Genomic DNA, 21815 nt, shown 5'->3' with positions numbered 1-21815 from the left:
CACTCTGCGTTAAGCGTCAAAACCATCGAAAACAGATTTAGCTTGAACTTTATAAGTAGAAAAGAATTAGCTGATTACGTAAATCACGGAAGCAAAGTGAAGTACATGTTTCTCTAGGGTCACCAGAAACCTTAGAATGGAGTCCCAAAGAGCCGCTTTATTCAGTGATACTGACGCTGCCGAAAACTTCTTACCGCAAGCAACTCTGGGGAGCTTCTGTTCGAATACCCGTTCTTCTGTACTAAAGAAGCAGAAAATGGTGTTTATTTATATTAGGTCCAACTTTGAACGAAGAGCTTTTTTTGTGGATATACATAAAGAGCTATCTAACATGGAAGAAGGAGATAGTTTCGATGTCGAGGTTAACTAGAACGTATAACGAGTTGCAACACATCTACACACAAGCGTGCTCGGACAGCCAAAATGCTTCGTGCTTCGTTAACCCGCGATCGAGGTGTTAGGCATTTATAAGGAATTTTGAAATTGAAGCTATTTTCAGTACTTGTTGTATTTTTAGTTTGCTCCGGTTGCTCCACCTTTAGTAAAACTGCGAACTTTGAAGTTGAGCCTTCTCCAAAGTATCATAGAACCTATGTTTACGACTGGTGCGAAGAAGACCAAGCTGCATTAGGTGTTTTTGGCGAGCATTGTTTTGGAATTTACAATCCGCCTCTTTACTCTATGCCCATAGATGATGGTTTCCTTGTTATCTACCCAATATTTTTGAGTCATGAAGAGCTTTCAGTGGGCCCTCTGGGCTTGCCTATCATTCCTTTGGGTGGCAATGAGGTGCCTTCGAGTGAAGAGAAAAATATATACTTTCGCTTTAGAACCTATTCTAAGTCAGGAAACTTTGATTTTGCCCCGGTAAAGGTTTCGATTTTGAATACTAATAGAGGCTCTTGCGATGTTATCGAACGTTCAGAAGATGCAATTGGTAAAGTTTATAGCTGTATGTTTGGCCTCAAAATTAATAAACACCAAAAGCTAATTATTAACTTGGAGCTAAATGGCAGTTCTGCTTTTGAAATTTCTTATGTTTTGTCAGAATTTCTTAGTTACCGCCCTGTTGTTTCACCAAATGGACCTCCTAGGGATATTAAGCCGTTCATTAAAATAGTCAAACCCGATGCCTAACAGTACAAACAGGTTGCTACGGGCCTTTAACCATTCGCGGTACGATCTACGCTACGCCCAAGTTGCGCCAGTTGAGTCTTAGGCTAGAAAGAAGTCAAGCATGAAGAAACTTGCTGTATTGATGCTTATTTCAAGTTGCTGAAACCTATGAGTACATCATGGAAATCACTTATAATAAGTCAAAGCACGCGGATTTCGCAAAGCTGTCACCTATTTTGTACCAAGAAAGCCGCCAAATTCCCCAAGCCGGTGTTTGGGGCGTTACGCATCGTAGAGAATTAAAGTGGATAAATTAGAGATACAAGAGAAGAAAAAATTTCCTAAGGAAATCGCAATTGCGCTAACTATAGCCGCTGCACTAGTTTCACTTGCACCAATTGCCATTGTTCAAAACGAGAAGGCAGTCTTACCTGCAATATTTGGCTTTGTAATGAACTTCACTCTTATACCTTCCATTTTCCTATTGTTTGGTGGTATCCAGAAATTACGTGATAGGCAATTCAACTTGTGGAGTGCGTACTACCTTGGGCTCTTTGTTGCCATAGTTTTGGCGGGACAGAAGCTGATAGTGTAGTAGCCATGTATAACAATGCCCGACAATTCAGTTCAGGTCTTCGGCCCTCCGTGAGATAACTTACCCGGTGTACGTTTTGCTCAAGTCGCTTCATCTGGCTCTTCGCGGGGCAGATCACCCTGTACACTTTTCACACAAAATGCCCGCTAGCACTATTATGAATCCGTTGAAATTACAAGCACTTAAACGAACTTGTCCAGAGTGTAAGAGAAGGTCTCTGGAAATTCCATTGTTCTCGACAACTTTTATCTGCCGGAACTGTGTATCTATCTTTAAGGTTCGTGACTGGTTCAAATTTGTGCAGATTATTGGAGCGGGCTTCCTATATTTTTTGATACTTCAAGCGGCTCTGACGCTTCTAGAAGATACAAGATTTAATCTAATTGGCTTTGCAGTGGTGACATTTTTGGTGGCACCTTTAGTCACTTCAGTTATATTAAAAACTTCGGAAATGTATCTCGCACCCTTGAAGCTAACTGGAGTAAAAAGCAAGGTGCGAGGTAATTCATAACAAGTCAATTCACTTCGCGCCTTCGGCGTCCGACAGCTTACACTGAGGAGCATCATGCAAGGAATTCTTTCAGAAAAATTGATTCTTACTGAAGCGGCCATACTCGAAAGAGTCAGGCGTAACAAAGATATAAGCCTTTGCAGCCATGTCGACCATGCTAAATTAATCTATAGCAAAACTGGTGCTGAAAGCCTTAAACGAATCTACAGTGAATACATAAACCTTGCAATTGATGCAAAACTCCCTCTTTTGCTTGCAACTCCCACATGGAGGGCCAGCTCAGAGAGAGTTTCTCTAGCCAAGGCGCCTATATCTATCAATGAAGACGCTGTTAATTTTCTTTCGAATATCTTGCCAAAAGAAGGAAATGTATATATAGGAGGCCTAGTTGGCTGTAAAAATGACTGCTACAAACCACAACAAGGCCTAACTTACAAAGAATCTCTTTCTTATCATCGTTGGCAAATTGATAAGCTCGGAGCCTCTAATGCTGACTACCTCATGGGAGTAACCCTACCAGCTATACCAGAGGCACTTGGCATTGCATCTCTAATGTCAAAGCACTCTAAGCCATATTTTATTAGCTTTGTCATTGGCTCAGATGGCCGCCTTTTAGATGGCCATACCATTCAAGAAGCAATTTCACATATTGATTATCAGGTTTCACCTAAACCTTCTGGATACTTTATTAATTGTTCTCATCCTTCTTTTCTAAACGTTTCAAGTCAATTACCTGACAGACTAATCGGCATACAAGCCAATGCTTCATCACTAACGCACAATGAACTAGAAAACAGCAAAAAAACGCACTCCGACAGTATATCGGAATGGGGTAATCTTATGCTTCACTTAAATCAGAATAGCGGGTTCAACATATTGGGCGGCTGCTGCGGCACTGATGCAAGGCACCTGGAATACATCATAAATAAGCACAACTAACATATTTAACCTGGCCATCTCCGCCTACGGCTAAACTCGGCATCCAAGCCCTTGGTTTGGCTGATGCTATAGGCATTAACTAAAACAACGGAATTATGAGTAGGGAAAAGCAATAACACTGAGATTCGCACTAGTGTAGGATTAAGTGTTGCGCACTTCGCCCCTTAGCTGAGCGTTAAGAGCTACTAGTCATGAATATAGAGTATTGCTGGAGAGTAGACAAAGAGCTACCAATGCTAAACGAAGAGGAGTGGTCACAGCTCGGTCCACTACTTACGGATACCATTAAGAAAATTAAGGCTTATCGTGGTAAACACGGTTGTGATATTCCAACAGCTAGAACCAACTGCAGCGCGGAAGCAGTGGTGAAGTTCGAGGAATTAACGGGGTATCAGGACATGGATTCTGACGTTATGCCTTACTTAAGGCGTAGTAACTATGGCCCAAAGTGTAATAAGTGTGACAAATTGTTCCGCACACCAAAAGCTAAATTGTGTGTAGCATGCGGTCAAACATTGGAGCAAAATGTTTAACAAATTAATCAATATCGCCCTTATAGGGCTAGACCTCTACACTACGTGCAGCTGCCCATTATTGAAGGACTATGTGTAGCCTACAAGGGAAGTATCTATGGAAGACTTTATTGGAATCATATTTATTTTGCTGTTTGTCGAAGTTATATTCTGGGGAATATCGTATAGTACCGGTTACTTGTTGACACCTATAGTGTCATTTGGCAAGTGGAGAGCTGATAAAATTATAAAGGACAAGGGAACCGGCAAGAAAAGAAGGTACCAGACAGGCTTTACACTTATCGAGAGGTCAGGCCAAGTATACCTAGGCGCTATGGCTGTTTGTTTTCTAGGCATGTGTTTTTGGCTAATAGCAATACTTGTTATATGCCTCATATAAAAAAGCGCATAACCAAGTGTTTAATTTATTCACTATCGCTCATCAGCGATACACTGAAATATGTGCGTCCGTTAATACGTCGTTATAAGTAAAAATGAGTAAAGTTAAGAATCCACAAGAAAAGAAAAACCTTAGCTATGAAGAAGATAGAAGAAACTCCTATGGTGAGAATGACAAGAGCAGCAGTAAAAAATATCCGTAAGAGGAAAAAACAAAGCTCTCAATTATTTCGTAGAGCTGCTTCCAATCTCGCACGGCTAACACATCACGAGATAGACGAAACGTTCTCTCAGGAAATAAAGTCAGAAGTTAAAGTCAACGAAAAATCAACAGGCTCAAAAGCTTTAAAAAAATAACCTGACCTGTCTCTGAAAGAGCATATACTGTATCAGCAGGGTCGGCGCAAAATACATGAATGATAAATTCATAACACGTCAATCAAATTCACTTCAACCCTATGGTCTTCCTTTACTCTCTTTTACCGAGAGTAAGCCTCAATCTGCTTCATATAGACCTACCCCCAAGACCCATTATCTGATCCAGATACACCGCTAGTAGCGAGCATATTGAGCGAATCTCCTTTCCTGGGCCGATAGCTAACACATAAATCGATCGCGGCAACAAGTAAAAGGCCTGTCCCGGCGATATCCTGATTGCTATAACCGGCGGCGATCACCCGATTTACAGGAAAGATATTAACAAAATTAACGCACTAGATATGACATTTTATATTGCCATTAAACGCAATGTGGCAGCACAGCCACTAAAAAATGGAAGGTTGAAAATATCGGATGCAGCGTACTCTACTACAAGATACTTAATTTTTATTCAGTGTAAATAAAATGGGCCCTACTGGGCCCATTTTCTTGTTTAATGTAAAATTTCATCCTTATTAATTTTATACATAGCACCCCCAAGCACGATAAGTAATTCATCTTCATTAAGATCAATGAGCGCCCTGCCTTCCCCCAGAAGAATCGCAAATGTCGGCATTTTTACTGAAGCTAACTCTTCAAATGTATCCAGACTAAACACCTTGAGTGCTGGGTCATTGGCGGATGTCAACATTGATGCATACAAATACATCACTCCCCGGTTTTCATCAATTACAAAATGATGGCGTGTCCAATTATCTGTCGACAAGCCTTCCATCTGTCCAACTAGCTCCATGGAATCAGTATTAATCACATATCCAAGTGAGCTATATAGTCTCTCAGAAGAATAAGCGATTTCATTTGGAAATCCCCAAATTAGATCATCATACTCATTGACGAAGGTGACTCCACTAGAATCAACTTTGAATTCGCTCACTTCAAAACCGGTACTATCAGTATTATAACCAAATACTAAATTATCACTGGCGAAACGGATTCGATTTGCACGGATTCCAGCAGGAATGTCACTTGATCCTGTCGATAGTTTAATGCCATCCACATATACCTCCATTCCTTCAAAATCTGTGGTATACCCTTGCCTGGCTGTAGAAATAAGCACACTGCCTTCATCTGTAGGGAAAGGTTCTAGATCACCAGCAAAAATTGGTCCAGAATAGTTATCCCTTGTTCCCAGGTCTACATTCATTTCGAGGGATAAATCGTTTAAATTAAGTACAGAGTATTTATTCGTGCCCAGATAAGAAATGTAAAGGAATTTGTCATTCTTGCTTATTTCTAGTTCGTAAGGTTCAGAACCAACAGGTATATATTTTTCAAAACTCAGTGATTCTCTATTTATAACAGCTATAGAATTACCATTGACACCTGCAACTCCCGGAATTGATGCATAAATTTTATCATACTCTGCACTGTAGACTGCATCACCGAACAAACAACCGGAAAAGCTAATATCGAGATCAACTCTCATATCGGGAATAAAATATTGCCCACAATTCGCATCTCGATCAACTGGAACATCCTGATGACTAAATATCTTAACTCCAGCATCAGTTACGAAAGCAAATTTGTTATCATTAATGTTAATTAAACGTAGAAATTTACCTTCTACACCTGGATCGAATACTCCCAAGTAGGTATATCGATCCCGGTCATATATCTCAAGATATTTAGCAAATATATAGGTATATTCACCACCCGGTGTAATCAAAGGCGCAAGCTTTCGATATTCCTCATTATCATATCCGTTAACAACTGAATTCCTACCATACAATTCCCCAGAGTCTGGATTAACTACAGTTCCAATTCCATTATAAAGAGCCCCGTCATACATAAGAATGTCGGAAGGTCCACTTGCATAATCTTTTAAGTTCAGTACATGATCCAACCCATTTATACCGACCGAAAAAACGTCAATATCATAGGCGGTTGAATCATCTGTGTATGTAATTAATCTGCTTCCAATCTCATCAAAAGTGATTCGTGTTGGACTAGAAAACCAGTCTCCCACAACCGATTGCTCAACCCCATCTCGGAAGAATTTTATTTTTGCCGAATATTTACTATCCGAGTCAAATCCTAGATGGTAAGTCGCAACAGCAACCGTATCGTTAGCAGCTGGAGATACTGTTATATTGCGTGGATAATGCAGTCTCCCATCCTCTTCTCCCAAATCAAGTAAAGTTGATAGGGTAAAATCAGAAAGATCTACACGCTGCACTTCAGGAAAATTAATATAACCCAGATACAAAATTGCTCCATCACCAGATATTGCCAGCGGACCAGCCTCTCCCTTTAGTGCAAGACTACGGGTGATACTCATTGACGATAGCTCATACTCTATCAAGTGATTGGCATACTCTGACCCATTGTCAGGTATGGCTATATAAAAATAGCCCGAACTCGAGGAGTAAACCGCATCATTGATATCCATACTGAATTCAATAGATGGGAGTCCAGGAACTTCAAAGGTTGGTTGAGGAAATCCAGGTTGATACTCATAAACTGACTCAAACTCATTCCAGTACATGCCTAAAACTGGGCGATACTCCTGGCTATCTGCGTCAAGAATTGATACATCCATAGTCCCTCCAGCATACCCCTTACTAAGAAGCAAAACATCAGAGTTACTGTCAGAACAATAAATTTCAAAATCTTTCGGATTCCACGCTCCCATACCATATGGCTCTTTGGTATCACAACTGATCTCGCCTCCTAGTAAACTACTATTTAACTTCACAGAATATTCGCCAAAGAAGTTCGACCTAGGCCACATATTTAAACCTTGATCTAGGTCATATTCAATATTTGCCTCTATCTTTGAAAAAGTAATACTGTTTGACTCATCTCTTAGTTTGAGTGGGTTCTCAGAAATATGTTTCACATCAATAACATCACCGTACCAGGTTGCCTGTAAACCGAGGGTGAAGCTACCTAGAACAGATACGTAGGAGTTATCATGTAAACTTAAATCCTCATCAATATTGACCCGTCCTTGAAAGAAAACTTCTTGTGCAGAATTAGAATATACAGATTCGGGGATTAAGTTAGCCTGCCCATTAAATCCGATCTCTAACTGCGAGTTCTCACAACTGTTAAATTTTACAAGCACCTCTGCTTCGCTCACCACATCAATGGAGATACTTCCAGAACCGTCACAGTAAAACTCATAACTTTCCTCTCCAGATAGAATTGTGGCATCAAGAGCTTCTTGAAGCTGTATTCCAAGCTTTAATATAGTGGCAGTTGAGTCCATGGCTTGTGAAGCAACCACATTGGCATTCTCCTCTGTGACTCGAAAACTGGATCCTCCACCCGTATTACCGTCACCATCTCCGCCACCGCCACCGCCACCGCCACCGCCACCGCCACCGCCACCGCATGCAGATACTAGAAAAACGGTCAAAATCACAAGTACTTGCCTGTAGATGCAATTCATAACTGCCCCAACTTATTAGATATAAAAGAATAAAAGAACTGCCGACAGGGTCGGCCCAAAGGTTTAATTGTCTAGCTCCACGAAACAAAATCACTTTGACTTTAAATGTCTAATACTATCAGATAAAAGCTTATATTTCCTTAAGGGCCTCAAATATCAAAGTGTATTAACCGTACCAAAAATCTTAGGCTTCGAATATTCTGGCAATTATGGTTAGTATATTGCATACCCCTAATATGAATAGTTTCCATTCTATTCTTGCATTTAAACCAACCTTAAGAATAAGCCCTCTAATGTCATCAATGATGATGACAATTAAAAATCATCTTTAGTTCTGCCTTTAAATGATAGTCAGCCATATATATGGTACAAAAAATCAGCTAAATACGGCTACTCAACTACAATTTAGTTTAACTTACACCTGCAATCCTTATCCAACTCAAATAGCATTCAAATTGACGCAAACATTTTCGCAATACATTAGCTATAAATTATTAAAGACGAAAGATACAAATGTATATTTTCAGTTTTAAAAGCGTATAGATAATCTAACTAATTTGGAGTTATATCAATGCCCAACATATTGATTCCCGTCGCCGATGGTAATGAGGATATCGAAACCATTGCCATCTACGATATTTTGAGCCGCACGGATGCAGAGCTTGCCTTAGCATCGATTATGCCAAGTAGGCGTATAACTACCCTGCGTAACCTTGTTATTGAAGCCCCCTGCTCCATAGAGGATTGTTTAGACTCTACGTGGGATCTAATAGCCCTGCCAGGCGGTAAGGAAGGTGCCGAGCAAATGCATAACTCGGCTCCCCTAATAAAGCTCATCCGAGAACAACTTGAGTCGGGCCGCTGGCTAGGGGCAATTTGCACTGCTCCGGTAATCGTTCTTGGTCGGCAAGGGTTAATTACCAATTTCAAGGCCACTTGCTACAAGACTTTTCGCGGTGAACTTAGTCAATATGTAAAGAAAACCAGTGATCAGAGAGTGGTTGTCGACCGGAATTTGGTGACCAGCCAATCACCCGGGACCGCTATCGAGTTCGCTTTTGAACTCGTCACCTGCTTATTTGGGAAAGAACTATCGCAGGAGATTGCACGGACGGTGAATGTCTATCTACCGCCAAATTAGCTTAGCTTTTTCCAGGAACCTGGGGCGCTGACTTCTATCACCAAGAAAATCAGCTTTTCTGGTATTTCTGCCTAAATTGACTGGGACTCATCCCCACATGCAACTTGAACACACGTCGGAATACTGCATCATCGGAATAGCCTAACTCTTGCGCAACACTAGAAACTTTATTGGCTGGATTTAGTAAAAGGCTGCGTGCGTATTCCATACGGACGCTATCAATGAATTGCTTAGGCGCTTGGCCTGTTAATTGTTTTAGACGCCGGTGTAATGTTCGCTCAGATATCGACAGTTCTTTTGCCAATAACTGGCTACTTAACTGTTGACCGAAATATTGCCGAACCACATTCTCTGCATCTACCAGAAACTGCTCTTTTGATACCTGGTAGCCTTTTGGGACATGCAAAGTTTGCGAACGCGGGTGGGAATCCACAACGGCAAGATCAGCCACTTTGGTAGCGACTTCATCGCCAGCTAGCATCTTGATCACTTGTAGAGTCACATCCACCCAAGATAAAGGACCACCCGCTGTCACAATATTTTGATCTACTAATAACCCACTGGCCCATAGCGGGCAGGCATTGCTAAAGCGGGATTTCAACTCATTGTGTAACCACCAGGTGGTTGTGCATTGTCGTCCATTTAACAGACCCGCTTCACCCAGCGCCAAAACGCCACTACAAGAACCCGCGATAATTGCCCCGCGCCTATATTGGGTTCGCAACCATTCGCAAGTCGGCTGGTCCAGTAACTTTTCAGGAGGCACACCAAACTGGTTGGGCATAAATCCGGGGACTATCACGGCTTCGCAACTGGATATTTGTGATACCCCATGACTTACAGCAAAGTACCTGCCCTGCCCGTCTATAATGTCAGCGCCATCAGAACTGGCGACTAGGATTTCGGGGGACCAGGACTGTTGATAGGCTGGGTCCAGGGAGTGCTGGCTTTCAGATAAGCGGAGGCCACCCAGGGCAAACATATCTTGAACGCCAGCAAGAGCCGACGGCAAAACTCCTGGCATAGATAAGATGACTATCTGGGCCATAAATCTTCAAAGTGGCGAATTTTGTCTGATCATTGTCTTTTTGGACACTGATAGTCAAGCCTGAGCTTCCCCTAGGATACTCATCACCAAACAACGTGAGAGAAAACAATGACTGAAGCTAAACTGGCCATCGTGGCACTGATCGACGCCAAAGCGGATAAGGCTGATGAGGTAAAGGCGCTGCTCACCTCAGCCCAACCGCTCGCTGTGGAAGAGCAAGGAACCCTGAACTGGTATGCCGTACAAATCAACGCTACGCGATTTGCTATTTTCGACACGTTTAGCGATGAAGACGGCTTAACTGCACATCTTAACGGCAAGATCGCTGCAGCATTACTTGGCAAAGCGGATGAGCTGCTCGCATCAGAACCACAAATTATGACTGCGGATATCCTCGCATCTAAAGTCTAAGGAAGCCTTGAGAAACCGGGAGCCGGCTTTGGATACCCCTATCGTCTTTATCCATGGAACCAATGCCGGCCCCTGGACAATGGAGAACTTTCACCAGTATTTTGAGGAGGAAGGATTCTATTGTCACAGCCCAAGCTACCGCTACCATCAAGATCTAAAGTCAGAACAAAATCACCAGTACCTTAAAGGGCTGGGTATTGCCGACTACGTTGAAGACATCAGGGATTTTGTACAATCTTTAGATCAAAAACCTGTACTAGTCGGCCATTCCCTGGGCGGTGTTATTGCACAAAAATTGGCAACTATGGATTTGGCACGGGCAGTCGTGCTGCTTAACGGAAGCGTAAACTGGGGAATACTGCCCACCACAGAAGAAGAGCGTGCGCTGGGCAAGTTGTTTATGGCTGCGGGTGAATTTTGGAATGATGTCCTGTTACCGGATTTCGCGACAATGGCGAAATTCGGGTTGAACAAACTCAATCCAGGCGACCAGCACAAGGTCTTTGATCGATTAGGTCCTGAATCTGGGCAAGTACTATTTGAGTTGCTCTTCTGGATCTTTGACAGCAATAAAACAACCAGGATTGACTATCAAAAAATCAATTGCCCCACTTTAATGGTTTCGGGAACCGATGACCTGGCAATCCCCCCTTCCACAGCACAGTTAATTGCGGAGCGGCAAGGTAAAAATACCACCTTCTACCGAGCGGAAGGTTATGGTCACTATTTAATGCTGGAGCCAAAATGGAAGCGGATTGCGGAATTCTGCAGTAAGTGGGTAAGCCAACAACTTAAAGAAACCACCTCTACTAGTAATAAACCGCTGTGAACCCTTTGCTACACCAAACCCTAAATCTCCCTCTTCCCTTTTCTCAAGTTAGATTCTTAGCAAGATAATCTATCAGCAGCCTGACTTTCGGCGCGATATATCGATTGCCGGGGTAAACTGCGTATACTCCTTCATCCCTATCTTCGAGATCACTTAAGAGGGGGATTAACTTTCCTTCAGAGATATATTGCTCGACGTAGTAATCGGGCAACTGCACAACCCCCAGGCCTTTAAGCGCAGCATCTAAAAGCGCCCCGCCGTTGTTGTAACGAAGGCTACCTTTGACCCTAAGGTTTTTTTCTCCTTCCCTGATATTGAATCGCCAGTAATCCAGTGTGCCCAGCAGGCAGTTGTGCCTGTTCAATTCCGACAACGAGTGTGGGGTCCCGTGCTCTTCAAGGTAATCCGGTGAGGCGCACAGATGAATTCGCCGGTCCGCCAACTTTCTTGCCATCAAGGTTGAGTCCTGCAACTTACCCAGGCGTATGGCGATATCGTAACCCTCATCTATAAGGTCAACCTGGCGATTGGTGAAATAGGCATTGACCTCAATCTTGGGGTTTTGAATCACAAAATTATTGATCAGTGGTGCAACCTTCTTTTCAGCATAAGTGACCGGTGCCGTCAGTTTGATTTTGCCCTGTGGGTGGCTCTGTAATTGAGTTACTGCTCGTTCCGCCGCCTCCAGCCCATCGAGCACCCCCCGGCAATGCTGGTAAAACAGCGTACCTTCTTGTGTCAGTGACACCTTGCGCGTGGTTCGATATAGCAGTTTGACATTCAAACGGCTCTCCAAAGCACTGACCTGGCGGCTGACTTTAGCAGTGGAAATAGCCAGCCGCTGCGCTGCGAGGGTAAAGCTCTCGCTTTCAGCAACATAAACGAACTCCGTAATGCCTTCCCAGTCTTTCATTATTGCAAATATGTAAAAGTAAGTTTCAAAAACACCTAATTATAATCAATTCTGCAATCAATATAATGGCTCCCCAGTCGTCACAGCGGGGCCAGCCAACTTCAGGCCCTGAATGACATGGTTTAACAACGAGTAATCTTATGTCTGAACAATTTATCAAGTCGAAGGCCGCCATCGCTTGGGGGCCTGGCCAACCGTTATCGGTCGAAGAAGTGGATGTCATGCTGCCAAAGGCTGGTGAAGTATTGATCAAGGTCATTGCATCGGGAGTGTGTCACACCGACGCTTTCACCTTGTCTGGCGACGACCCGGAAGGCAAATTTCCCTGTATTTTGGGCCATGAAGGTGGCGGTATTGTCGTGCAGGTCGGTGAAGGGGTTACCAGTGTCAAAGCAGGTGATCATGTTATCCCCCTGTACACCCCAGAATGTGGCGAGTGTAAATTCTGCAAGTCCGGCAAGACGAACCTCTGCCAAAAGATCCGTGAAACTCAGGGGCAAGGCCTGATGCCCGACGGTACCACACGCTTCTATAAAGATGGCAAGCCCATCTACCACTATATGGGCTGCTCGACATTTTCGGAGTACACCGTACTGCCAGAGATTTCACTGGCAAAAGTAAATCCGGCTGCGCCGTTAGAGGAAGTCTGCCTACTGGGTTGTGGTGTCACCACTGGTATGGGCGCTGTGATGAACACCGCCAAGGTTCAAGAAGGCGATACCGTTGCGATCTTTGGCCTTGGGGGTATCGGCCTTTCGGCGATTATCGGCGCTACTATGGCAAAAGCTTCACGAATCATTGCCATCGATATCAATGAAAGCAAGTTTGAATTAGCCCGCAAACTGGGGGCGACGGACTGCATCAACCCCAACAACTACGATAAGCCAATTCAAGAAGTCATTGTCGAACTCACCGAGGGCGGTGTTGATTACTCCTTTGAATGCATTGGCAACGTCAATGTGATGCGCTCCGCTCTGGAGTGCTGCCACAAGGGCTGGGGTGAATCGGTCATTATCGGTGTAGCTGGTGCCGGCCAGGAGATCTCCACCCGTCCGTTCCAGCTGGTAACAGGCCGAGTCTGGCGCGGGTCCGCATTCGGCGGCGTTAAAGGGCGCTCCGAATTACCAGACTACGTAGAGCGCTATCTGAATGGCGAATTCCAGCTCAACGACTTTATCACCCACACTATGAGCCTGGATGACATCAATAAATCTTTCGATCTGTTACACAAAGGCGAAAGTATCCGCACCGTCATTCACTTCGATCAATAACCAGCAATGATCAATTGGGCCATCCCTTGGAGGTGGTCCAATTAGGGCTATCCATCATGTCTATTGAAAATATCAGTGCCAACCGGAGTTTTGGCGGCTGGCACAAGCAATACCTTCACGACTCACAGTCACTAAACTGCAAAATGCGTTTCGCTATTTATTTGCCACCGCAAGCTTCACAAATGCACAAGGTTCCGGTGCTCTACTGGCTGTCAGGTCTGACCTGTACCGATGAGAATTTTATGCAAAAGGCAGGAGCCCTGCGCATTGCCTCCAAACTGGGGATAGCCATCGTTGCTCCCGACACCAGTCCCCGTGGAGAATCTATTGCCGATGATGAAGCCTATGATCTGGGGCAAGGTGCTGGATTTTATATCAACGCCACCCAAGCGCCCTGGAGTCGCCACTACCACATGTATGATTATGTGGTGGAAGAACTGCCAGCACTTATCGAGACCACCTTCCCTGTGACAACACAGCGCGCCATTGCAGGACATTCAATGGGGGGCCATGGTGCACTGATGATCGCCCTGCGCAATCCGGCAAGTTATGTTTCCGCATCAGCCTTCAGCCCCATCAGCAATCCTTCTCAGTGTCCGTGGGGACAAAAAGCCTTTGAAACCTATTTGGGCAAAGATCGGGATAGTTGGCGAGACTACGATAGCAGCGAACTGCTCAAAAATGCCGACAAGCCTGTGCCGATGTTGGTGGATCAAGGGGAAGCCGATAGCTTTCTTGTTGAACAGCTGAAACCCGAGACGCTCGAAGAAGCTGCCAAAGCAAGCAACTACCCGCTCCAACTTCGCCGTCATTCCGGTTATGACCACAGCTATTACTTTATCGCCAGCTTTATTGAGGAACATCTTCGGTTTCATGCCCAGCATCTCAGCCAGACATGCCCAAACTAATAAGTAAGGTCAATCGTTAGTCCAAGGCCACAGCTGCAAGGAGAGTTGTGGGCCTGGTGATCTATTAATTTTCTAGCTATTTAACTCACGCACCACCATCAGCCTCTCCTCGGTCATATCCGCAATAGCCCAACGTACCCCCTCCCGACCAAGACCCGAATCCTTAACACCACCATAGGGCATATTATCTACCCGCCAGCTGGGTACATCACCAATAACTACACCACCCACTTCCAAGGTATCCCAGGCTTGCTGGGCTTTGTAAAGGTCACGAGTGAATATGCCAGCCTGCAGACCAAAGGCACTGTCATTCACCTTGTCTAAAACATCATCAAAGCTATCGAAAGGCTCCAGAATTGCAACTGGGCCAAATGCCTCCTGTTGTACAATGGAGCAGTCATGGGGCACGTTTTCCAATAGCGTTGGATCAAGCATGGCGCCATCTCGTGTGCCTCCACAAAGCAGGGTTCCCCCTGCTTGAACCCCCTCTTCCACCCAGGAATGCAAGCGGGTAGCCTCTCCCTCAGAAATCATTGGGCCAATAAATGTATCTTCTGATCGAGGATCGCCTTTCTTAAGCTTTTTGGTACGCTCAACCAGACGTCGCTTTAGGTCTTCATATAGACTGCAATGCCCATAGATCCTCTGGACGCCGATACAGCTTTGACCCGACTGATAGAAAGCACCGAAAATCAGCCTCTCTACAGCATCATCAAGATCTGTATCCCGATCGATAACGCAGGCTGCATTACCTCCCAACTCCAAAACCACTTTCTTTCGCCCCGCTCTGGCCTTTAGGTCCCAGCCCACCGCCGGTGAGCCAGTAAAGCTGAGCAGTTTGAATCGATCATCCACAGTAAACAGCTCTGCTCCCTCTCTATGGCAAGGCAATACAGAAAAGGCACCTTTCGGCAGCTGTGTTTCGGCCAGAACTTCAGCGATAATCAATGCCCCTATGGGCGTGCGGCTTGCAGGTTTCAGTACAAAGGGGCACCCAGCAGCGATGGCAGGCGCCACCTTGTGAGCAGCAAGATTCAAAGGGAAATTGAACGGCGATATAAATGAGCATGCGCCCACCGGTACTCGCCTGATATATCCACGGTAGCCCCGTGAGCGCTTGGATATCTCAAGATTGATAATCTCACCATTGATACGCACTGCCTCTTCAGCGGCCACATGAAATGTATCGATTAGACGCAGCACCTCGCCCCGCGAATCATGAATCGGCTTACCAGCTTCAATACACAACGCTTCGGCCAGCTCTTCAAACCTTTCACGAAAACGTACAACACAATGCTGTAAAACTTCCTGGCGGTTGTAAGACGGCAAATTAGCCATCGGTTTTTCTGCCAAAAGCGCCCAGTCGATGGCACTGTCAATAACCTTGGCATCAGCCATTGCAACCCGGGTAGCTACTTTCCCTGAATACTTGTCAGTAACTTCCAGATCGGTGTTGGCATGCACTGCTTCATTGGCCAGGTAGTAAGGGTAAGATTCTTGCAGCAAGGTAATATCCTTTTACTTGATGTCTGATCTATCAAGAGTGCGCCAACGCCAGATACAGCATTGTGCCCATCGTCGGGTATAGATGACCCGCAGGCATATATCAAATGCGTGTTCATTGGCTTATTAGTTTTGCTACCGGGGAAGGACTTTCTTACTCGTACAAGCTAGATATGATGAAGATGGAATCGAAATAGTGGAATCTTGTGAAGCTGGGGGCAAGCGCCCCACAACTTCATATTGACTGAGAACCAGCTACTTTTCGGTTAGCCACATGCCAACAGGCTCATAATTAAACTTCTTATATACCGCTTTTTCGGTATCCGGGTTATCACTCTTCTTATCGATGTTGTATACGGTCCAGTTCAGTTCGTTGACATTGAATTCAATCACTGCATATCCATAGATATTACTAACAAAATCTTTGATATGTGGGTTATTGACCTGAACCCCGCCATTTAGCAGTGATGTAAACACACTGCCAACATCAATACCTTTCTCAATCGTATCGTTCATATTGGGAGAAGATATGGAAGGGGTCATCAGCTCAACGCCGACCAGGTTGTCGTAGTCCCAGTTGCTAATTTTGCTGAAATCAACTTTCAGGTATGAAGCGATACTGGAGTGGAGATCCCCTGTCAGCACTACAAAGTTATCGACATTGCTGTCCTTAACAGATGACAGGATCTTTTCCCGTTCCCACTGGTAACCATCCCAGGCATCATAATTGGCATACACAAGAGAGCGTCCCAAAATAGTACCAGCCAATTGTGCCAGCAAAGTCTGGTTCCCCCACACTTTCCAGCGGGCACTGGAGTTAACAACTCCATCAATCAGCCAATCCCTCTGAGTCTTACCCAGCATGGTTTGGGTATCTTCTTCATAATCTGTGCACCAATAGTTTTCCCAAGCTGTACCATCTTTGCACGGCTCCTTGGTTCTATAGGTGCGGCTATCCGTCATATACAGATCAACCAAGTCACCGAACTGGAAAGAACGATAAATCTGTAAGTAGTCAAAAGCGTGGCTTGCGGATTCATCGACTTTTACCCGCGCTGGAACATATTCGATCCAGGCCTGCTGAGCATCGCGACGCAACTGGCGCAGCTGGTCAGGGTTGTTATCGCCGGTCTGGTAGGGATGAGATGGCACACCCAGAGTATCCCGCTCGTAATCCCAGTAAGCATTGTCTGCAGTTTCATGATCATCCCAGGTGATGATAAATGAGTGCATTTCCATCGCTCGCTGCAGGTTCTTGTCCTTGCGATACTCTCTGTAAATATGACGATAGTCCTCAAGGTCCATCGCAACAGAGCCGCCAGAAGGCAGAGAGAGCGAATGCACTATCGAGCTTTCAAAGCCTTCGTACTGGGCATATTCATAGATAAAGTCACCCAAATGCAGTACGCAATGTACATCTTCGTCCGCGATATGATTGTAGGCATTGTAATAACCGGTGGTGTAATCCTGACAGGTAACCACAGCCATCTTTAGGTTCTCTAGGCTACCGGTAGGCAGTGTGTGACAACGCCCAACGCGGCTACTGACAGTCCCGTATTTGAAGCGGTAATAGTAACGTTGGTCAGAAGATAAGTAGCCTTCCAGGTCGATGTTAACGGTGTAATCACGGTCTGCAGTGATATCACTAGCATTAATCTCAGCACTTAGAATTGGCTGGGTAAATTCCTCATCCAGCGCGACATCTACATACAGAGACTGACCCGCGATATAGGAGTCTGGGTTAATATGCGTCCAAAGGACCACTCCAGTTTGACTGGGATCTCCCGAGGCTACTGATAAATCAAAAACAATTCCGTCGTTATCAATTTGATCAGCAAATGTGGTGCCGCCCAGTACAAAACGTGCATAGGTTTCGCTATCAGTGTCCGCGAGAGAACGGACCGTAAAGGGGGTCAAAAGTGCAACACCCATGGCCTGGACAAAGGTTCGGCGGGAGATGGTCATATATAAACTTCCTGTTATCGTACGTATGAAGAATCGGAAAGGGAGCGGATTCTATAGAAGAACGTACCAACAAAGAAGTTTGACTTTTTATCTAGTAATCTCTTTTTCTCTTGAAATTAATATTTATGGAGTTAATACACAAAAGTCAGATTAAGGGATGCAAAATCCCCCTCTCCATCGGCTATAAACATGAAAACTTAGCGTTGTTAACCATTAGCAATCTGAAATCATCTCTGGCCTGAGATAAGCAAAAGCGTGCTGTACATAGTCGGCTTTACCTAAGGAAACACCTTGAGCTCTCAAGATTGCATAGGCCGTGTTGATATGGAAATAAAATTGAGGTAGCGCCCAGTCCCTGGCATATTGCTCATTAGTCATATCGAAAGTCATCCCATTCGGGAGCTTAATCGTCACAGGCTCATCCACTGCTACCATCACTGTTTCTGGCGTAACGCTTCTTAAAAATGCCAGTGCCTCTCGAATTCGCTCTTGAGCTTCGGAAATAGATCCGGGGTTTTCACCAGCTCCCTGCCCTTCACGAGCCAACTGCTCCAGAGAATCTGGAAGCGCACGGCGCCCCAATCGAAATATTACCTCTTGCGCCTGTAAGCAACTAAACCGAACTTGGGATGATAAGGGGAACATATCTGGAGCAAGCCTCGCTTTAAGGAGTGCTTCAGACTCATCTTCTGGCAATTCTGTTTTTGCCTTATCCAACCAACTAGAAAGGGCTTCCAATAGTTGTATATACGTAGGTAACAACAAATCTGTCAGGTTCATAATATATTTCCACTAATTTTTATTGATAAGCGACAAAATATATCTCTGGTACCATTCTAAAATAATAAGGGAGGCACAAGCATCATTTAGTGTCTTCTTGCCTCCATGTCTAAGCTAAATTCATAAGGCGTCAACTCGAGATAAATAAATGCTCAGGATACTCAGATATATTGCTGCTAGTTTAATGGTATTGGTGTCACTAGCGAATGCTGAATCTATTGACGTCGCAGTTAATGGCACGCTAATGCGTGGATTCGCCCTCGAAAAACACATGCATAAAAACCATGCCACTTTTGTACGAGAGGCTAAAACGGCGTCGATCTATCGCATGTGGTCAGTTGCAGACAAATACCCCGCAATGGAAAGAGTTCTCAACGGCGGCACATGGATTACACTGGAGATCTGGTCGATTCCGCAAGCCAACTTGGTCAACCTATTAGAGGAGGAAGCCAAAGGATTGGTTTTAGGTAAAGTTGCTTTAGCGGATGGAACACAAGTATTAGGCATACTGGGTGAAAACTATATTGTCCAAAACCAGAAAGATATATCCAAGTGGCATGGCTGGCGAGCCTATGCGGAGAGTATGGGTATGAGTAGTAATAAAACTGGTCAGTAGCACTAATATCAAATATTTGATTTAGACAATCGAAATGAGTACACATACAGAAGTCGCAGTAAATGGACCATTGATGCGTGGCCTGGCGTTAGATAAAAACTTAATACAAAACAATGCAACATTTGTTAGGGAGGCTAAAACAGAAGCCATTTACCGGATGTGGGCAATCAAAGGCGAATATCCTTCGATGCAGAGAGTGCGCACAGGTGGAACATGGTTCAAGGTTGAAATTTGGTCCTTACCTAAGGCCAACTTAATTGAAGTGCTTAATTTAGAAGCGGCGGGACTAACTTTGGGTAAAGTAGTCTTAGAAAATGGCGGGCAAGTTTTAGGGATATTAGGAGAAAACTATTTGACTCAGCAACAAGAAGATATTTCCCGATTTCATGGATGGCGCAACTATATACAACAGAAATCTAAAAACTGACGTTGAAGCTGCTTTTATTTGGCCCTAAACAATATCATTAGGTAGACAATCCACTCAGTCTATATCTTTGGGCGATATAGCTGCCTACCACGGCACGGTATTCCTACCCACTCTAAGCACCCTGCATCCAGAATCGTTACTACCGCCCCACCTCTCGAGTCTTCGCAAAAGGCTATATTCGTGGGTCGCTTACCACAGGTGGGTATACGTTCGGCCACCCTTCCCTCACCATCAAGAACGGTCACGTCACCTTGACCAAAAACTGCACAATATAATCGCCCGTCGCTACCGAAAGCTATCCCATCTGGCCCTACAAATCCCTCTGGCGCCCCAACAACCACATTGCCGAAAAGCTCCCGCTTGGGGTGCATTAACGAAGCGAGATCGTAGCGGTAGATATTGCCGCTAATAGTCTCCCCTACATACAGCTGGCCCCGATCATCAATGGCAATACCGTTGGGAAAACGCAATCCGGAATCAAGCTGTCGCAACACATCTCCATTGCGAGGATCTATCTCTAATACCTGTCCATAGTAGCGACAAGATCGGCAATCAGCTCGAATCACCTGCCCCTGAACAAAAATATCCGGGTCAATCCCGGAGTCTGTTATGTAAAGTAAGCCATTATCACCAAAAACCAGATCATTGGGCCATAAGTAGGGCTGATCTTCTGGTCCGTCATAAGCTTCAATAAGATCCCCATTTAGCCCCATGCGAACAAGCTGCTTACCCCCTCCATCTGCAATCCATAAATTGTCATACCCATCGATTGCCATGCCATTAGGTCGCCGAGCAGGATACCCTATTTGTTGATATTGACCCTGCAAGTCAATACAGCTTATACAGTGCCGTCTAGATGCCATTTCAGTGACATAAATGCGGCCATCAGGCAGACAGACGGGCCCTTCTGGTTCTTGTAAGCCTCTACATAGTACTTGTCTCTCCATGCTAACGACCACAGGTTCGAGTTGGTATAAAAGGCATCATGTGTGATACGAGGGCGTATCAACGCCAGGAGGGACTAGTCCAGCCAACCTAATACGTTCCGCCAAAGACTCTCCTTGAACTCCTTTCGGAAAAACCCAAAGTGGCCTATTGATGTATTTCCAATAGAGCTGGTTTGAATAATCTCAATATCTGTATTCGCATTACTGTAAAAATCTCGCAATGCACGGACAGCCTTCTCTGGTGCAAAGTCCTTATCGTCATCTATAAGCAGGAACTTCATATCACACTGCATGCGCTCGAATCCCTCACGAATCGGCCGACCATGCTGATCGACAACGTAATCCTTATGTCGAGCCCAGTAAGCCCATTCACGAGCTATTCCTGCAGGTAGGTTCTCTCCCCCCCAAAGTACTCCGGGCACCCATCCCAAAACATTCGATAGCAAAGGAAATGCGCAGTACCATCCAAATAATAGCTTTGGCTGATACCTTGCATCCCAATGCCCCCAATAGCCGCTCTGAGAAGAAACACAATACACACTCGCAAATCGGGTATTATTTGACGCAAGGCCTACAATTTGACCACCGACACTATGGCATATGCAGTGCCACTCCAAGCTTTTAGTTCGTTTGCTACACCAATCAATCACTGCCGCCAAATCGCTCTCCCCCCAGGCTCTTAAGGTCAGCCGTTTGTCCCTTTGATTCTCGATAGAGGACTTACCAATACCTCGGTAATCATAAGTAAGAACCAAATAGCCATTCCGAGCTAAGAAACAAGCAAAATCCCGATAGTAGCTCTGCTTAACCGCCATAGCAGAATTAATAATGATGCCGGCTTTGGGCACCTCACTCGGCGAGAATAGCCTTGCACCAAGCACTACCCCATCGTTAGTGGGGATTTGCTGAGCCTCAATCATTTATTCTAAGGTTCCCCCGTGTAATTCAACACAAACTATTGGGTAAGTTAAAATTCCACCCAATACTTCCGGTCTATCACATGAGATGTAATTAACAAGCTGATCCCTAACAGGTATTTCCTCCTTCCAAGAGCAGTAAATTGACTTGAATATTCACTTCTCGACATTTACCACCCCCTAAAGACTAGAGCAAGTTAAAAGCCTTAATTATATCGCCCTATATAATGAGATT

General features: G+C 44.8%; 20 protein-coding genes. 12 read left to right on the top strand and 8 right to left on the bottom strand.

The genetic code is table 11. The features are described from left to right. The first annotated feature begins 483 nt into the window (after positions 1 to 483). The 5 genes from ACJJIL_RS09405 to ACJJIL_RS09385 all read left to right on the top strand — a co-directional run bounded on the left by ACJJIL_RS09405 (position 484) and on the right by ACJJIL_RS09385 (position 4429). Positions 484 to 1137: a hypothetical protein gene (locus ACJJIL_RS09405; RefSeq protein ID WP_445361781.1), complete on the top strand. Its 654-nt coding sequence runs from the start codon at positions 484 to 486 to the stop codon at positions 1135 to 1137. A gap of 283 nt (positions 1138 to 1420) precedes the next feature. Then, entirely contained in the window at positions 1421 to 1711 is a 291-nt protein-coding gene (locus ACJJIL_RS09400; RefSeq protein WP_445361780.1) for a hypothetical protein, read from the top strand. A 565-nt stretch (positions 1712 to 2276) separates the two neighbouring features. Beyond that, positions 2277 to 3161 (top strand): homocysteine S-methyltransferase family protein, encoded by an 885-nt coding sequence (locus ACJJIL_RS09395; RefSeq protein WP_445361779.1) that lies wholly within the window; start codon positions 2277 to 2279, stop codon positions 3159 to 3161. Positions 3162 to 3791: 630 nt separating this feature from the next. Next, positions 3792 to 4073 (top strand): hypothetical protein, encoded by a 282-nt coding sequence (locus ACJJIL_RS09390; protein WP_445361778.1) that lies wholly within the window; start codon positions 3792 to 3794, stop codon positions 4071 to 4073. A gap of 137 nt (positions 4074 to 4210) precedes the next feature. Then, entirely contained in the window at positions 4211 to 4429 is a 219-nt protein-coding gene (locus tag ACJJIL_RS09385; RefSeq protein WP_445361777.1) for a hypothetical protein, read from the top strand. Positions 4430 to 4943: 514 nt separating this feature from the next. Here the strand turns inward: ACJJIL_RS09385 and ACJJIL_RS09380 are convergent. Further along, positions 4944 to 7877, bottom strand: coding sequence for a YncE family protein (locus tag ACJJIL_RS09380; RefSeq protein ID WP_445361776.1), 2934 nt, complete (start codon positions 7875 to 7877; stop codon positions 4944 to 4946). A 598-nt stretch (positions 7878 to 8475) separates the two neighbouring features. Between ACJJIL_RS09380 and ACJJIL_RS09375 the strand changes: the two genes are divergently transcribed. Next, the gene (locus ACJJIL_RS09375) at positions 8476 to 9045 is read left to right on the top strand and encodes a DJ-1 family glyoxalase III (protein WP_445361775.1); all 570 of its coding nucleotides are present in this window, start codon (positions 8476 to 8478) and stop codon (positions 9043 to 9045) included. Between the two features lie 49 nt (positions 9046 to 9094). Here ACJJIL_RS09375 and ACJJIL_RS09370 read toward each other — a convergent pair whose 3' ends face one another. Further along, a complete protein-coding gene (locus tag ACJJIL_RS09370) occupies positions 9095 to 10093 on the bottom strand; it encodes a GlxA family transcriptional regulator (RefSeq protein ID WP_445361774.1) in 999 nt (332 codons plus the stop codon). A 108-nt stretch (positions 10094 to 10201) separates the two neighbouring features. Here ACJJIL_RS09370 and ACJJIL_RS09365 point away from each other — a divergent pair, with 108 nt between their 5' ends. Beyond that, a complete protein-coding gene (locus ACJJIL_RS09365; protein WP_445361773.1) occupies positions 10202 to 10504 on the top strand; it encodes a putative quinol monooxygenase in 303 nt (100 codons plus the stop codon). Between the two features lie 28 nt (positions 10505 to 10532). Then, the gene (locus ACJJIL_RS09360) at positions 10533 to 11333 is read left to right on the top strand and encodes an alpha/beta hydrolase (RefSeq protein WP_445361772.1); all 801 of its coding nucleotides are present in this window, start codon (positions 10533 to 10535) and stop codon (positions 11331 to 11333) included. Positions 11334 to 11376: 43 nt separating this feature from the next. On the opposite strand, the gene ACJJIL_RS09355 is transcribed toward ACJJIL_RS09360, so the two are convergent. Further along, the gene (locus tag ACJJIL_RS09355) at positions 11377 to 12246 is read right to left on the bottom strand and encodes a LysR substrate-binding domain-containing protein (protein ID WP_445361771.1); all 870 of its coding nucleotides are present in this window, start codon (positions 12244 to 12246) and stop codon (positions 11377 to 11379) included. Positions 12247 to 12386: 140 nt separating this feature from the next. Between ACJJIL_RS09355 and ACJJIL_RS09350 the strand changes: the two genes are divergently transcribed. Both ACJJIL_RS09350 and fghA read left to right on the top strand, forming a co-directional pair. Continuing rightward, positions 12387 to 13517, top strand: a complete 1131-nt coding sequence (locus tag ACJJIL_RS09350) for an S-(hydroxymethyl)glutathione dehydrogenase/class III alcohol dehydrogenase (protein ID WP_444908195.1) — start codon at positions 12387 to 12389, stop codon at positions 13515 to 13517. Positions 13518 to 13573: 56 nt separating this feature from the next. Next, positions 13574 to 14425, top strand: a complete 852-nt coding sequence (gene fghA, locus ACJJIL_RS09345) for an S-formylglutathione hydrolase (protein WP_445361770.1) — start codon at positions 13574 to 13576, stop codon at positions 14423 to 14425. 72 nt (positions 14426 to 14497) lie between these two features. On the opposite strand, the gene ACJJIL_RS09340 is transcribed toward fghA, so the two are convergent. From ACJJIL_RS09340 to ACJJIL_RS09330, 3 genes are all read right to left on the bottom strand, one after another. Further along, positions 14498 to 15931 (bottom strand): aldehyde dehydrogenase family protein, encoded by a 1434-nt coding sequence (locus ACJJIL_RS09340; protein ID WP_445361769.1) that lies wholly within the window; start codon positions 15929 to 15931, stop codon positions 14498 to 14500. A 252-nt stretch (positions 15932 to 16183) separates the two neighbouring features. Continuing rightward, entirely contained in the window at positions 16184 to 17893 is a 1710-nt protein-coding gene (locus ACJJIL_RS09335; protein WP_413662096.1) for an alkaline phosphatase D family protein, read from the bottom strand. Positions 17894 to 18106: 213 nt separating this feature from the next. Next, positions 18107 to 18673: a DUF1993 domain-containing protein gene (locus ACJJIL_RS09330; protein ID WP_445361768.1), complete on the bottom strand. Its 567-nt coding sequence runs from the start codon at positions 18671 to 18673 to the stop codon at positions 18107 to 18109. 148 nt (positions 18674 to 18821) lie between these two features. Here ACJJIL_RS09330 and ACJJIL_RS09325 point away from each other — a divergent pair, with 148 nt between their 5' ends. Then, positions 18822 to 19289, top strand: coding sequence for an allophanate hydrolase-related protein (locus tag ACJJIL_RS09325; protein ID WP_444917249.1), 468 nt, complete (start codon positions 18822 to 18824; stop codon positions 19287 to 19289). 34 nt (positions 19290 to 19323) lie between these two features. After that, positions 19324 to 19716 (top strand): allophanate hydrolase-related protein, encoded by a 393-nt coding sequence (locus tag ACJJIL_RS09320; RefSeq protein WP_445361767.1) that lies wholly within the window; start codon positions 19324 to 19326, stop codon positions 19714 to 19716. A gap of 59 nt (positions 19717 to 19775) precedes the next feature. Here ACJJIL_RS09320 and ACJJIL_RS09315 read toward each other — a convergent pair whose 3' ends face one another. Further along, on the bottom strand, positions 19776 to 20492 hold the full coding sequence (locus tag ACJJIL_RS09315; protein WP_445361766.1) for an SMP-30/gluconolactonase/LRE family protein: 717 nt from the start codon (positions 20490 to 20492) through the stop codon (positions 19776 to 19778). 245 nt (positions 20493 to 20737) lie between these two features. Further along, a complete protein-coding gene (locus ACJJIL_RS09310; RefSeq protein ID WP_445361765.1) occupies positions 20738 to 21583 on the bottom strand; it encodes an alpha/beta hydrolase family protein in 846 nt (281 codons plus the stop codon). Between the last annotated feature and the right edge of the window lie 232 nt (positions 21584 to 21815).

It is taken from the genome of Microbulbifer maximicatervae (SeqCode) (genome assembly GCF_052468095.1).
This window is presented reverse-complemented; position numbering and strand designations above follow the sequence as displayed.

Excerpts from the sequence above, each read along its gene's own strand:
- ACJJIL_RS09395 (WP_445361779.1), top strand. The coding sequence starts at position 2,277 with ATGCAAGGAATTCTTTCAGAAAAATTGATTCTTACTGAAGCGGCCATA.
- ACJJIL_RS09390 (WP_445361778.1), top strand. The coding sequence starts at position 3,792 with ATGGAAGACTTTATTGGAATCATATTTATTTTGCTGTTTGTCGAAGTT.
- ACJJIL_RS09385 (WP_445361777.1), top strand. The coding sequence starts at position 4,211 with ATGAAGAAGATAGAAGAAACTCCTATGGTGAGAATGACAAGAGCAGCA.
- ACJJIL_RS09375 (WP_445361775.1), top strand. The coding sequence starts at position 8,476 with ATGCCCAACATATTGATTCCCGTCGCCGATGGTAATGAGGATATCGAA.
- ACJJIL_RS09370 (WP_445361774.1), bottom strand. The coding sequence starts at position 10,093 with ATGGCCCAGATAGTCATCTTATCTATGCCAGGAGTTTTGCCGTCGGCT.
- ACJJIL_RS09365 (WP_445361773.1), top strand. The coding sequence starts at position 10,202 with ATGACTGAAGCTAAACTGGCCATCGTGGCACTGATCGACGCCAAAGCG.
- ACJJIL_RS09355 (WP_445361771.1), bottom strand. The coding sequence starts at position 12,246 with ATGAAAGACTGGGAAGGCATTACGGAGTTCGTTTATGTTGCTGAAAGC.
- ACJJIL_RS09350 (WP_444908195.1), top strand. The coding sequence starts at position 12,387 with ATGTCTGAACAATTTATCAAGTCGAAGGCCGCCATCGCTTGGGGGCCT.
- fghA (WP_445361770.1), top strand. The coding sequence starts at position 13,574 with ATGTCTATTGAAAATATCAGTGCCAACCGGAGTTTTGGCGGCTGGCAC.
- ACJJIL_RS09335 (WP_413662096.1), bottom strand. The coding sequence starts at position 17,893 with ATGACCATCTCCCGCCGAACCTTTGTCCAGGCCATGGGTGTTGCACTT.
- ACJJIL_RS09330 (WP_445361768.1), bottom strand. The coding sequence starts at position 18,673 with ATGAACCTGACAGATTTGTTGTTACCTACGTATATACAACTATTGGAA.
- ACJJIL_RS09325 (WP_444917249.1), top strand. The coding sequence starts at position 18,822 with ATGCTCAGGATACTCAGATATATTGCTGCTAGTTTAATGGTATTGGTG.
- ACJJIL_RS09320 (WP_445361767.1), top strand. The coding sequence starts at position 19,324 with ATGAGTACACATACAGAAGTCGCAGTAAATGGACCATTGATGCGTGGC.
- ACJJIL_RS09315 (WP_445361766.1), bottom strand. The coding sequence starts at position 20,492 with ATGGCAATCGATGGGTATGACAATTTATGGATTGCAGATGGAGGGGGT.
- ACJJIL_RS09310 (WP_445361765.1), bottom strand. The coding sequence starts at position 21,583 with ATGATTGAGGCTCAGCAAATCCCCACTAACGATGGGGTAGTGCTTGGT.